At 47.2% G+C, this 13,444-nt stretch carries 13 protein-coding genes; 4 read left to right on the top strand and 9 right to left on the bottom strand.

What is annotated here, in order from left to right:
- Positions 1-57: 57 nt before the first annotated feature.
- The 3 genes from gcvH to ACO05E_RS03375 form a co-directional block, all read right to left on the bottom strand.
- Positions 58-441: a glycine cleavage system protein GcvH gene (gene gcvH, locus ACO05E_RS03385; protein WP_419811586.1), complete on the bottom strand. Its 384-nt coding sequence runs from the start codon at positions 439-441 to the stop codon at positions 58-60.
- A 220-nt stretch (positions 442-661) separates the two neighbouring features.
- Positions 662-1,744 carry a glycine cleavage system aminomethyltransferase GcvT gene (gene gcvT, locus ACO05E_RS03380; protein ID WP_419811585.1) on the bottom strand — a complete coding sequence of 361 codons (1,083 nt, stop codon included), beginning with the start codon at positions 1,742-1,744 and terminating at the stop codon, positions 662-664.
- Between the two features lie 174 nt (positions 1,745-1,918).
- Complete coding sequence (locus ACO05E_RS03375) at positions 1,919-2,566, bottom strand: TetR/AcrR family transcriptional regulator (RefSeq protein WP_419811584.1); 648 nt, start codon at positions 2,564-2,566, stop codon at positions 1,919-1,921.
- 144 nt (positions 2,567-2,710) lie between these two features.
- Here ACO05E_RS03375 and ACO05E_RS03370 point away from each other — a divergent pair, with 144 nt between their 5' ends.
- The 4 genes from ACO05E_RS03370 (at position 2,711) to ACO05E_RS03355 (ending at position 7,744) form a co-directional block, all read left to right on the top strand.
- Positions 2,711-3,766, top strand: coding sequence for an efflux RND transporter periplasmic adaptor subunit (locus ACO05E_RS03370; RefSeq protein ID WP_419811583.1), 1,056 nt, complete (start codon positions 2,711-2,713; stop codon positions 3,764-3,766).
- Positions 3,767-3,789: 23 nt separating this feature from the next.
- Positions 3,790-6,837 carry an efflux RND transporter permease subunit gene (locus ACO05E_RS03365; RefSeq protein WP_419811582.1) on the top strand — a complete coding sequence of 1,016 codons (3,048 nt, stop codon included), beginning with the start codon at positions 3,790-3,792 and terminating at the stop codon, positions 6,835-6,837.
- Positions 6,838-6,902: 65 nt separating this feature from the next.
- Positions 6,903-7,319 (top strand): hypothetical protein, encoded by a 417-nt coding sequence (locus ACO05E_RS03360; protein WP_419811581.1) that lies wholly within the window; start codon positions 6,903-6,905, stop codon positions 7,317-7,319.
- A 2-nt stretch (positions 7,320-7,321) separates the two neighbouring features.
- A complete protein-coding gene (locus ACO05E_RS03355; RefSeq protein ID WP_419811580.1) occupies positions 7,322-7,744 on the top strand; it encodes a hypothetical protein in 423 nt (140 codons plus the stop codon).
- Between the two features lie 21 nt (positions 7,745-7,765).
- Here the strand turns inward: ACO05E_RS03355 and ACO05E_RS03350 are convergent, their stop codons facing one another.
- The 6 genes from ACO05E_RS03350 to bioF all read right to left on the bottom strand — a co-directional run bounded on the left by ACO05E_RS03350 (position 7,766) and on the right by bioF (position 13,428).
- Entirely contained in the window at positions 7,766-8,464 is a 699-nt protein-coding gene (locus tag ACO05E_RS03350) for a TonB C-terminal domain-containing protein (RefSeq protein ID WP_419811579.1), read from the bottom strand.
- 202 nt (positions 8,465-8,666) lie between these two features.
- Positions 8,667-9,689, bottom strand: coding sequence for a cyclic nucleotide-binding domain-containing protein (locus ACO05E_RS03345; protein WP_419811578.1), 1,023 nt, complete (start codon positions 9,687-9,689; stop codon positions 8,667-8,669).
- A 71-nt stretch (positions 9,690-9,760) separates the two neighbouring features.
- Complete coding sequence (gene bioD, locus ACO05E_RS03340; protein WP_419811577.1) at positions 9,761-10,474, bottom strand: dethiobiotin synthase; 714 nt, start codon at positions 10,472-10,474, stop codon at positions 9,761-9,763.
- Between the two features lie 157 nt (positions 10,475-10,631).
- Entirely contained in the window at positions 10,632-11,495 is an 864-nt protein-coding gene (locus ACO05E_RS03335; RefSeq protein ID WP_419811576.1) for a methyltransferase domain-containing protein, read from the bottom strand.
- On the bottom strand, positions 11,486-12,262 hold the full coding sequence (locus ACO05E_RS03330; protein WP_419811575.1) for a hypothetical protein: 777 nt from the start codon (positions 12,260-12,262) through the stop codon (positions 11,486-11,488). Before ACO05E_RS03330 ends, ACO05E_RS03335 begins: the two co-directional genes overlap by 10 nt.
- Complete coding sequence (gene bioF / locus ACO05E_RS03325; RefSeq protein WP_419811574.1) at positions 12,259-13,428, bottom strand: 8-amino-7-oxononanoate synthase; 1,170 nt, start codon at positions 13,426-13,428, stop codon at positions 12,259-12,261. Before bioF ends, ACO05E_RS03330 begins: the two co-directional genes overlap by 4 nt.
- Positions 13,429-13,444 lie beyond the last annotated feature (16 nt).

The raw sequence follows: 13,444 nt of genomic DNA, 5'->3' as shown, positions 1-13,444 counted from the left end.
TGTGCAGAAGCAAGGCCGAGGCTTTTGAGATTTATCGAAGTTCTGTAACCAAATAGCTTAGTTACATTCAGCTTCGTACTGATCAGCCGTTAATAAACCGTCGTAGTCGCCTTCGTTGGCTGGCTTGATCTTGAAGAACCAGGCTTCGCCGTATGGGTCTTCGTTTACTTTTTCTGGCGCGTCTACCAGCTCTTCGTTGATTTCTACGATTTCACCCGAGATAGGTGCGTAGATATCAGAGGCTGCTTTTACCGATTCAACAACCGCGATGTCATCGTCAGCGGCAACTTCAGTACCTACTTCAGGCAGCTCAACGAATACTACGTCGCCCAGCTGTTCCTGTGCGAAGTCGGTAACACCTACGGTGATGGTGCCGTCTTCTTCTTTACGCAGCCACTCGTGGGATGCAACGTATTTTAATTCTGTAGGGATATTGCTCATCAGTTTTCTCCGTACGGTCTGACGCTTTTTAATTTACTTAAATTGTTTGTCGATCAATTGGTAATTTTTCAGCTATTTGCTATCGCAACAGCGCATTCAGTACGTCCATGTACTTCACCCTTCGGGCAGCTGCGCTGTGCAAAAATGCTGTCCTGCATCTTTGTGTTGCTGCTTTTGAAAAACAACCAATCAATCGACTGAAAGATTGAAGTACTGAATATTATTCAAAAACCTTCTTACCGTTACGCACAAACGGCAGTTTCACAACGCGGGCAGGAACTAATTTGCCCCGCATTTCAATTTCGCAGCTATCGCCGGTGCCTTTGGGTACACGGGCCATCGCAATGGAGTGCTGCAAGCTAGGGGAGAAGGTGCCTGATGTGACCTCTCCTTCACCGATGCCATCGACAACCACTTTCTGGTGAGAACGCATCACACCGCGGGTTTCCAGCACTAAACCTACCAGTTTCGGAATATCACCTTTGGCTTTCTCTTCTTCCAGTGCTTTGCGGCCAATAAAGTCACGCTCGGCCGGTTCCCAGGCGATGGTCCAGCCCATGCCAGCCTGTAATGGGCTGATGGTCTCATCCATATCGTTGCCGTACAGGTTCATACCTGCTTCTAAACGTAAGGTATCACGCGCACCTAAACCGGCAGGCTGAACACCGGCATCCACCAGTGCTTGCCAGAAGTCAGCAATTTCAGCTTCCGGTACCATAATCTCTAAACCGTCTTCACCGGTGTAACCGGTACGGGCAAAGAACCAGTCACTCTGCGGCAGGCCCTGGAAGATCTTAAGGCTGCCAACCAGCTCCGAAGATTCTGGCTTAACCTGTTGTACTTTAGCAATGGCGTTCGGGCCTTGCACCGCCACCATCGACAGTTCTGGGCGCTCAGTCAGAGATACTTCAAAGCCTTTGCTTTGTTTTGCCATCCATTCCAGGTCTTTTTCACGGGTGGCGCAGTTAACAACGGTACGGTACCAGCCGTCCATGTTGTAAACGATCAGGTCGTCGATCACACCGCCGTCTTCGTTCAGCATCCCGGTGTATAACGCTTTGCCTGTGTCTTTTAACTTGGCAACGTCATTGGCCAGCAGCTTTTGCAGGAAGGCCTGAGCATCCGGGCCTTTAACATCAACAATGGTCATATGGGAAACGTCGAACATACCCACATCTTCACGAACGGCATTGTGTTCCTGTATCTGAGAGCCGTAATGAATCGGCATATCCCAGCCACCAAAATCAACGATTTTGCCATTGGCTTCAACGTGTTTGGCATACAGAGCCGTTTGCTTACCCATAAAGTCCTGCCTGTTTGTGTGTGTCTGCGGGTGATGACTCGTCCGTCTGTCACCGGCAAGCATAAAAAAGGGCGGGCAGTATAGCGCTTTAGCGGAGCTGATTCATCCTTTTTGGACATAAAACTGTACTATCGTACACAAATTATTTGTGCATGATGCCTCAAACTTTGGTCGTTAGCGAAGAATTGCACGCAAGCTCAGGCGCAGATGATTGCTGAGTAACGTATCAAAATGGGTGTTGGCGACCTGGCGTTCGTAAAAACCGTCGATCGCCAGAGCGGCAAAGCCATGAATGGCCGACCAGCAAGTGGTAGATAATACCTGTGGGTCATCCTCAAGAAATTCACCTTGTTCAATACCTCGGGTAACCAGCTGTTTTAATACCGAAAAAGACGCCTGTCCGGCCTCGACCAGGTCGGTATAACTGCTGCGATTGTCGATACTGGGGCCAAATACCAGCTTGTAGCGCTCCGGGTTGTTTATGGCAAAGTTCAGATAGGCTTTTCCGGCGACATACAGGTTTTCCGTGGCATTAGCCTGATCATCCAGTACCGCACGTGTGGCACCAGCCAGCTCGGCGAAGGTATGTTTGGCAATCTCGACCAGCAGCTGGTTTTTATCCTGAAAATGGCGGTAAGGCGCGGTTTGTGACACTCCAACTTTTCGAGCCAGGCCACGCAAACTCAGTTTATCCACACCCCCTTCACGAATTAACTCAACCGCGGCTTCCAGCAAGGCCACCCGCAGATTGCCATGGTGGTAAGAGCTGCTGGCTGGTGATTGCTTTGGGTTGGCCGATTTGGCACTGGTGTGGTCGTTCATGAAAGCGTTACCTGATGATTCTGCGAGCCATTCAACCCAAGTCTGTGAAGGGCGTCAACCAAGTTGTTGACGCTGTAAACATGCTTGCTTAGTATGTGTTCAATGTAAACATAATAAAAAACAGCCTTTGTTTCCGAGGAAAATATGTCATTTGCCCCTGTTCAGAATCGTATGTGGATCATCCTGTATGGCTGGTTATGTCTTAGCTGTGGTTCAGTTTGGGCTCAGGCGCCGCTGCCAGTTGAAGTCGTGGAATCTCAGGTGGTGGATTACGCCCGCGATATTCACATCAGTGGTTTGCTGGAGAATAAATCAGAGCAGACCCTGGCTTTTAAAATTGCCGGTTTGGTGCGAAAAGTCGTGGTGGATGATGGCCAGTGGGTGAAAAAAGGACAGGTGTTGGCGTCATTGGACCTGGAGGAAATTGACGCTCAGGTGGCCAAAGCGGAATCGGTACTCGGTAATGCCGAACGGAATCTTGAACGCTTTAAATCCCTGCAAGGGTCGAATGCTTTGTCGATTGATCGTTTGCAGCAGGCTGAGACTCAGGTGGATGTTGCTCGCTCCGATTTAACCGTGGCTCGTTTTAATCAGCGCCATGCGGTGATTCGTGCGCCTTCGGCAGGGCGGATTCTGAAACGCTTTATTGAACCCAATGAGCTGGTTTCTATTGGTAAGCCGGCTTTTGTTTTTGCCTCCACCAATACCGGCTGGGTATTACGCGCCGGAGTCACCGACCGGGATATTGTGCGCCTGCAATTAAACGATAAAGCAACGGTAAAGTTTGATGCCTACCCGGGTGAAATGTTTGATGCCCATATCAGTGAGTTAGCCGGGCGTGCCGATGCCACGCAGACCTTTGAAGTGGAGTTGCGTCTGTCGCAAAAAAATCAACAAAACCAGGCACGGGAGTTATTAGCCGGATTTGTGGGTAAAGCGATTATTACTCCGGGGCAGCGCATTAAAGCAACATTATTACCGGTGACGGCGATGGTGCGCGGAGAAAGTGATGGTGTGGATATTTATATCGTGCGTGATGGCAAACCGGTTCGTCGTCATCTGCCGTTAATTGGTCTGGATAAAGGCTATCTGGTGGTGTCTGGTTTAGCCGATGGCGAACACGTGATTGTAGCGGGCGCGTCTTATATTCAGCCCGGACGTCAGATCAATATTATTAATCACACTGCTGCGGCTGAGTAATTACAGGGTTAACGGAGAACATTATGCAATTGCCAGCGTTAGCCATTCGTAATCATCAGTTTACTCTGGTGATGTTTTTATTATTGGTGCTGTTGGGTGTGGTTTCATTTTTTACCATGCCGCGTTCGGAAGACCCGCAGTTTGATTTTTCTGCGGCGATTATCAAGGTGGTTAATCCCGGTACAACCCCGCTGGATATGGAAAAGCTGGTGGTTGACCCAATTGAATCCTCTCTTAACGAACTGGATGATCTTAAGGTTATTAAAACCAGTGTGGAAGATGGTTTAGCCGTTATTCAGGTTGAGTTTTTATACGGTACCGATCCGGAAGAAAAGTTTGACGACGTAATCTCGGCCGTATCACAAGTGCGTGATCAGTTACCGCAAGGCATTGTGGATCTAGACATCACTAAAATTTCACCGGCAGATGTGAATATTCTGCAATTAGCACTGGTATCCGAAACCGCCAGTTACTTAACCTTAAAACGCCATGCCGAAACGCTGGAACAACGGCTGGAGCGGGTATCAGGTGTTAAACGGGTGGACGTTGATGCCCTGCCAAAACTGGAGGTTCAGATTCAGGTGAACCAGCAAAGTGTGAATGGCATGGGCATCAGCCTGGACGAAATTCAGCGCGCGGTTGCCAGTGCAGCACAGAACTTACCCGGTGGTCATGCCAATGCTGGCCCACGTCGTTTTACCGTGCGTACCAGTGGTGATTATGAATCGTTAGCAGCCATCGGCGAAACCGTGGTACGTGGTCGAGCTAATGAAGGGCAATCCGGGCGACTTATTTATTTACGCGATATTGCCAGTATTTCATTAACTGAAAGCCTGCCCAGTTACCGGGCTAAATTAAATGGCCGTCGTGCTGTGTTTATTTCGGTGGTGCAGCGTAAAGGCACGCAGATTTTTGATGTGATGGCTGGCATTCAGAATAAGCTGGACAGCTACCAGCCACGTTTAGGTGAGAATATTGAAATTCACACCATTATGGATCAGAGCCAGAGCGTTAAAAAACAAATCAGTGATTTTTTTGAGAATTTAAATCAAGGGCTTTTGCTGGTTGCCATTCTGTCGATTATTGTTTTAGGACTTAAACCGGCATTAGTCGTTGTTGCCGCCATTCCATTATCTATTTTTATAGCCATTGGCTGGGTGGATTTATCGGGTTTTGGTCTGCAACAGATGTCGATTGTGGGTCTGGTTATCGCTTTAGGATTACTGGTCGATAACGCCATTGTGGTGGTGGAAAATGTGTCACGTCATTTACGTAATGGCGATAGCAGTAATAGCGCTGCCATCAAAGGCAGCTCTCAGGTTGCCTGGGCCGTGACCAGTGGTACTTTAACTACCGTCTTGTCATTTTTCCCGATGTTATTATTGCAGAACAGTTCCGGTACCTTTTTGCGTGCTATGCCAGTGACGGTGGTATTAACGTTATTTGCCTCTTTACTGGTGGCATTAACCTTAACGCCATTAATTGCCAGCCGCTTAGGAAAAGCAGCCAGTAAAACCACAAAAGTGCAAAGCGGGCTCGAAGTCCTAGCCAGTGGCCCTTATAACAAGTGGCTTAATCGCGCGTTACGACACCCGGGTAAAGTGCTGCTGACTTCGGTTTTATTATTGGTTGGCAGTATTTCATTATTTCCGTTTATTGGTGTGAGTTTATTTCCGAAAGCGGAAAAACCGATGATTCTGGTGAATATCGATATGCCAGAAGGTACCGGGTTTGAACAAACTCAGATTATGGCCGATCGGGTTGAGCAGATTGTTAAACAGCAACCGCTGGTGATTGATATTGCTCAGAACGTTGGTCGCAGTAATCCAAGGATTTATTACAATATTTCTACTTCACGCCAGACGGTAAATTTTGCTCAGCTGTTTGTCACTCTGGAGCAGGGTGATCTTAATGCCGTTGAACCTATGGTTGCTGAATTACGCCAGCAACTGACCCATATTGCCGGGGCTCAGATTATTGTAAAAGAACTATTACAAGGGCCGCCGGTGGTAGCGCCGGTAGCGATTCGAGTGGTGGGAGAAGATCTGGCGACGATTCAGGCGGTATCACGTGATGTGGCGGATATTATGGATCGGACTCCGGGTATCGTTGGTGTGGATAATCCGGTCGGCAAAGATAAAGTCGATTTAAAAGTGAATATTAATCGTGATAAAGCGGCTCTGCTGGGAATTCCTCTCAGCCGTATTGACCGCACCATTCGTACAGCGTTGGTTGGTTTTCCAATGGGGGTTTATCGTGATGATGATGGTGAAGAATACGATCTGGTGATGCGCTTATCTGAGTACCCGCGCCCGGAGTTGGCAACCTTTGATGATATTCAGATCGCCGCCGCTAATGGTGAGCTGGTGCCCTTGCGTCAGCTGGCGGATATTCAACCAGAAACCAGTATTGCCCGTTTTCAGCACCATGATACCGAGCGTATGGCACGTATTACTGCCGATGTATTACCCGGTTTTACCACCGAAGTAGTGACCAATAATGTGGTTGAGCAGTTGCAGGATTACGCCTGGCCAGAAGGTGTTCATTTTGCGGTAGGCGGTGAGCAAGCCAATCGTAAAGAAGCCTTTGGTGGCATGGCCAAAGTGTTAATTCTGGCGGTGTTCGGTATTTTTGCTGTGCTGGTGTTGCAGTTCCGTTCTTTTATTCAGCCATTAATTGTTTTTGCCGCCATTCCCTTTGCATTAATTGGTGCTTTTCTGGCGTTGTTTTTCACCGGTTACACCTTTAGTTTTACCGCCTTTATTGGCCTGACTTCACTGGTCGGCATTGTGGTGAATAATTCTATTATCCTGGTTGATTATGCCAACCAGATGCGCCGTGAAGGGATGGAACAACTGGAAGCCATTGCCGCTTCAGCCCGTACTCGTTTTGTACCTATTGTCTTAACCACATTAACCACTATTGGTGGTTTATTACCGCTGACATTATCCGGCTCCAGTATGTGGTCCCCGATGGGCTATGCCATTATTGGTGGCTTACTGGTATCGACTTTATTGACTCTGATTGTGGTGCCGGTGCTGTATCGTTATCTGGGGAAAATGCCGGAGTAGTAATTATTTGATATGACTTTTAGTCTATGCTAGCTTGGTTTTTTATTTTTCAAGGATGATTACTTATGCCAAAAATACCGAGCGAAATGGAAGGTGTTACTATTGAATTTGGTGATAAAGTTAACGGTAGTGTTGATTCTAAAGTTATATCTGCATTGAAGCATATGCTTGCCGGTGGAAAGATATCTACACATAAAATTGAGAAAATTTATATATCTTCTGCGAATGATCAACATGTCTTACCAAGCCGGCATGTACAAGGACAAGGAAAGGCCGTTGATATTTCCAGAATTAATGGTAAAAAAATGTCAGTGTATTATCCAGGAGATCCTGAAGTCAAAGCTATAACTGAAGGGCTTCAGACACGTTTTGAGACATTCGTTCATCGTAGAGAGAACTTTGGGCCTTTTATGAAATATAAAAATGGCTCATCTCACCCTGTCTCTGGTCATACCGATCATATTCATATTTCGGTTAACTGAATATGAGGCTGCTAATTTTTTTTCTGGCTTATGTTGGTTGCTACTCTAGTTCGAGTGCAGAGTATAGTAATGATATTATTCGAGCAATAAGCTATGGGAAAATATCAGAGCTTAATAACATAGAGACAAATCATGAAAAAAAATTATTTTTAAGATTGATATCTCTTCCTGAAAAGGGCTCGTGTATAGAAGAAACTTTATCTGTTTGTAGTTATAAACACTTTATTTCAGTTTCTTCTTTTGATGAATATCCAGATTTTAATATTTTCTTGCTGTCTTATAATGGCTTTTTTGATGAAGTGGTATGGAAAAATTCTGGAAATATAGATGAAGAGATCGTAGAAGTGAATTATCAAGGAAAAAAGAGAGTGTTGATAACTATTTCTCCTGATAATGTTGATGAAGAAATATATGATTGTGAATAGAAGTTTATGATCTAAGATTTATTACTTTGACTGATAACTATCCAGATCCAGGATTGGAGAAAAGATAAAGGGTTGAGGTAGCTCATTGGGTGTTGGTGGAAAGGGATTCGCTGCCAGCACTGCCTTTTTTACCCAGTCGTCAGTCGCCGGGTTGCCGGAACTTTCAATAATTTCAACCTGGGTGGCAATTTGCCGATACTGAATCGTCAGTTTCAGGCGAACCTTACCTGCCAACTCAGCCGGCGCAATGATTTTGCGATTTAAATGTTCCAATAAACGCTGGACGTAATCACGCTCGACCGGATCGCTGATTTGCTGAGTTTGAGCTTTGTGCTTTTCTTCAGTTTTTTTAAGCGCCTGTTGAATTTCACTTTCCTGCTCTGTTGGCTGCGGTTGATCAATAGAGGTAACCTGCTCTGGAGAATGGATTTTTTTCTCACTATTAGTTGTTGTAATCACCTCTGTTAGAGGTTGGAGGGGGGAAGCTTCTGCTGGTTCTGTTTTTTCTAATTCTGGTTTTAGCTGCTCTGGCTGTGGTGCCGGTTGAGGAATATCTTCTGGAAGGAGAGTAGATTCTTCCGTGTTATTACGGCTTGCTTTCTGCTCTTGCTGTTCAGCCTGATTCTTCTTATCGGGGGATTGCAGCGGTTGCGTCATCAGTTGTGCCTGAAGGACTCTGGCTGCTTGTACGGGAGTTTCTGTAGGTTTAAAAAATACCACGGCACCATGCACCAGTAGCGACAGTATCAGTGCCAGAATCAATGTGCGATGAGCGTTAAGTGCCATGTATGATATCAATTTCTATTCAGAGGTGCCTTAATCACAACTGATTGAACCCTAAAAAGCAATAAAGGGGTGGCTGAATATCTGGCAGCTGAGTCTGTTTTTTTAGTGCCCGCTTTTTAACGTAGAAGCTCAGTCGTTAGTTACTGACTTGCTCATCAAAACGCAGCACTTTGGTTTGGAAGCCAGCCTCATTCAGAATATAAGCCGCCGCTTCTCCACGGGCTTCGCCGGTCGTGACGTAAATAAATTCTGGTGACAAGGATGCCAGCTCATGACGCAAGTGGGCCAACGGAATATTGCGGGCTTTGGGCAGCGGGTGGGCGATGGCCTCCTGACGAGTGCGTACGTCAATCACCACGGTGCCTGTGTCCCCATCTTCAATCAGTTCATGCAGCTGTGTTTCGTTGAGGTATTCCAGCACCGGATTTTTCAGCAGGGTGGTAAAATCTTCCTGAGTTAATACCATCAGTTCACCATCGCTCGACATGGTCACGCTGGCATTGCGTGGCAGTGCACTGGTGAGTGCATCTTCGCCAAACAGGGTGCCGGTGGTAATAGCGGCCAGTGTTTCCGGAACGCCATGACTGGTACGGCTGATGACCGCCTTGCCGGATTTAATAACGTAACATTCGTTGCCTTCATCCCCTTGCTGAATAATAACCTCGCCCAACGAGACGCTGCGCTCTTTAAAGCGCATTAAGAGCTGCTGAATATTGGCGGGTGGAATACGGTTAAACAGGTTGGAGGTTAATAAAGCTTCCAGCCAGTCGGCTTCTTCGTCCTGTTGCTCGTAAGACTGGCGTAATTCGGTCCAGGTGGTAATCAGCTCCAGATAGTGACGTTTGATCGAAAAGAAGCTGCAATGTGATTGGGTAATGGCTGCACAACGATGTACCGGATGGCTGCTGTCGAGCGCGAGGAAGTTTTCCGCTTCTTCACCACGAATTTTGGTGATATTAAACTGCTCATCTGCCAGATCCAGCTCCCCGTTTATCAGAAAGTGGCACTCGTCATCTTCGACCCCACGTTTGAACAGAATCTTATGACTGTCCAGCTGGTGGTAACGAAAATGAGGCATCAGCTCTTCGATGGCAGATGTTGATAATTCATCAAAGGGAACAAAGTGCTGAATTTGTTCGATGCGAAGCGTGTTGTCCATACGGTCCTTCAGGTTATGCCAGAGAATGTGCGCAGCCATCCGCGCACATTAAGCATAGCAAAGCTGAAGCGTCAGGCCGTCGGCAATGTCAGACAATCTGTAATGGTTTGTAGCTGTTGCGGCTGGGTTCGATCGATGCCCGCAACGTAAGGCGTATGGCCGAGTAATGGAATCTGTTGTTGCTCAAACCATTGGCTTAGAAACGCCAGGTTTCCGGCTTGTGCTTCCATATTGGCAGATAAGCTGTTGGCCACCCAACCGACCAGTTTGGCACCGCTGTTCTGAATCACCTGAGCACTTAACAGTGCATGGTTGATGCAACCCAGGCGCAGGCCGACCACCAGAATGACTTCGGCATCCAGCTCAGCGGCGAAATCGGCCAGTGTTTCAGTGTTGTTGAGAGGGACTAACCAGCCGCCAGCACCTTCGATCAATTGGAAATCGGCCGCTACGCCTAAGCCGGGCTGGCAGGCAGCTAATAAATCGCTATTGGAGAGCGTGATGTTTTCCTGCTCGGCAGCAATATGGGGAGCAATCGCGGCCTGCAAAGCAATAGGATTATGCCGTGTGTATTCTTGTTGCTCGGTGCTGTATTGGCGCAGCAGTTGTGCATCTTCATTTTGCCATTGCAGACCATTATCCGTTTCAACGTGTTCACAACCGGCGGCAACCGGTTTTAAACCGAATGTGGTAAGGCCCTGTTGCTGAGCTTTTTGCAGCAGCGCGGAAGAGACCAGGGTTTTTCCGGCATCGGTATCAGTGCCGGTTATAAAGTAGCGTTTCATTCGTTATCCCATCATCTCCCCATTGGACAGATTTAAATCATCGAATATTTACGAGGACGATGCTTTCAATAGCAGCAACAGGATGTTGCGGTAGCCCGGCAGGCATATGGATGTGCCTTCGGGGCGGCGGCTGAAAGTATCGGCCTTGTGAATATGGTTAACTTTTGCGTAAAACCAGCCAAAGCACCTGATAACTCACCGGTAATTTTCCGTGCTCATCACGCGGGTAAAACTGATCAAGCAACCTCAAAGCAGCACGGCCACCGAGGCCAGATTTTCGGCCCGAGTTCACATTTGTTGCACCAATGGCTTTTAAGCTGCGCAACAATTCAGTGAGCGAATCATAATGTTCGGTTAAACAAGTCTGGTGCTGTGAAATGACTTCCAGATTTAATTGTTCGCAAATCCCCAGCAATCGCTGTTTTTCCACAAACTGATTCACATGCGGACGCTCATCAATTTGATGCCAGGCATCACTTAACTCCTGCTGAGTACCGGGCAATAGAGTCGCAATAGCGAGCGTTGAACCGGGGGCTAATACCCGTTGCCATTCATGCAAGGTGTGCAACGGGTTTTCACTCCACTGCAGCATCAGGCTGGAAAAAATTCCCTGCTTACTGCCATCGTGAAAGGGCAAAACATCGGCATCAGCCTGAATAAATTCCAACTGTTGAATCTGCGGCGATTGAGAAAATTGCTGCTGAGCAAACTGCAGCATACCTTCAGCCAAATCAACACCGGTAACATGACGAATACCAGCGTTTAATAACGGCTTAAATGCAGCGCCAGTACCACAACCAATATCCAGCCAATGGCCTAAATCATTATTGGGCTTGTTTGGTAAAAAAGTTAATAGCTGCTCAATAGCCTGCTGCTGAATCGTTGCTGCTTGATCATAACTTGCCGCGGCACGACTGAATTGACGGGCGACTTGTTTTTTATCACGAGTCTGATGTACGTCTTGGCTCTTGTTTGCCCATTTATTTTGGTTGGTCTGGGCATCCAGATTAATTACCGCCATACGCTACTCCCTGATATTTGAGCTTCCAGCTGGCGGAGAGCCTGTAAAACCTTGCTGTTACCGGTTTCAGTAAGAAAAAAAACATGACTTTTTTCATCACAATAAAAAGCCGGGGAGAGTTGGCGTGGATTAAAACCATCCTGCTCTGAATAACCGTGCAACTGCTGAGCCTGCAAGGCTGGCAGCGCCTGGTAATTCAGCCAGTTCAACGAATGAATCAATATGGCTTCATCACTGAGTTGGTGATTGGCAAGCGCACGCATTAATTCTCTGGCATTGTCGGCATGTTGAGTACATAAACCTAAAAAGCGTTTAGCGGTTTTGGTCGGAAACTTTTCTAAGCTGGCAGAAAAAGCGGCAAAGGTTTCCGGCTCCATGCCTGATTCTGAAATAGAGGGATCTGAAATGTCGGCCTCTTGTAAAAACCGTTCGCCCGTTGCCAGAGTCATCAATGAAATTGGCATATCCGATAATTGCTGAAAAGCCTGAGCACAATGTACTGCTATGGCTCCACCTAACGACCAGCCAATGAAAATAACATTTTTAAATGAGGTTGTGCTTTGGCTCGTTTGAATAAACTGCACTAATTCCTGCGCAGACTGTTGTGCGAACTCAATCAACTCACCCGTTGCCGGATAACTTATGCCTAAATGTGTTGCCGGAATATCACGGTACAGCTGCTCAAAAACACTCGCTTTAAAACTCCAGCCTGGAAACCAGCAATACAAGGTTTGAGTATTGTCGTTATGTAAAACAGACCAGTTCATTGCATTACCTGCTGCAAGGCGGTTAATAAGGTATCAATTTGTTCGCGGCTATGACTGGCAGTTAAGGTAATGCGCAGACGGGCACTGCCTGCCGGAACCGTAGGCGGGCGAATCGCACTGACCCACAAACCACGTTGTTTTAAGGCCTCACTGAGTGCCAGCGCTTTATTCGCATCACCAATTAATAAAGGCTGAATAGCCGATTCGGAAGGCATCAGTGGCAGATCAATTTCACTGGCCCGCTGGCGAAAATAACGAATATGTTGCGTTAATTGTTCGCGCCGTTGAGGCTGTTTCATTAATTCCAGATTAAATAACATGGCTTCTGCCAGTGCGGGTGGTAGTGCCGTGGTGTAAATATACGGCCGTGCAAACTGAATTAAATAATCAATCAGCTCTTCACTGCCTGCGACAAAGGCACCATAGCCGCCCAGGGCTTTACCCAGCGTGCCAACATAAACCGGTAATTGTTCAGGTGTTAAAGCAAAATGATCACGAACGCCATTACCCTGATTTTTTTCTTTTGTCCCAAGAATGCCTAAACCATGGGCATCATCAATCATTAATAAAGCATTGTGTTTTGTGGCAATGTCACTGAGCTGACGGACATCGGCCAGGTCACCATCCATGCTGAAAATACTGTCGCTGACAATCAGCTTTTCACCGCTGTCTTCAGCTGAATTTTCAAGCATATGATCGAGCTGCGTGTAATCGCCATGGCGATAACGTAATAACTTAGCACGGCTTAACTGAGCGCCATCCAATAATGAGGCGTGGTTGAGTTTATCCTGAAAAATCAGGTCGCCACGCTGAGCCAGTGCTGCAATGGTGCCGACATTGGCCATAAAACCACTGGAGAATAACAAGGTACGCGGGTATCCGGTGTAATCGGCTAATGCTTGTTCTAATTCATGATGTACTTGAGTATGGCCACACACCAGATGGGAGGCACCGCTGCCAAGGTTCCATTTGTGGGCTGCCTGAGCCAGGGCATCACCGCCTTCACACGCCAACCCAAGGTAATCGTTTGAACAAAAGTTGATCAGTTGTTGGCCGTTAATTTCAACCATCGCTTGCTGCGGACTGTCTAATGAGACGCGGCGACGACGCAGATGTTGCTCATCGCGCTGTTGCAGGGCGTGTTGAATGCGTTGGTTCCAGCTCATGTTGGGCATCGTTTTA

It is taken from the genome of Bacterioplanoides sp., assembly GCF_965226395.1.
Taxonomy (GTDB): Bacteria; Pseudomonadota; Gammaproteobacteria; order Pseudomonadales; family Oceanobacteraceae; genus Bacterioplanoides.
The sequence above is the reverse complement of the archived record's forward strand: the minus strand, read 5'-3'. Positions and strand labels throughout refer to the sequence as shown.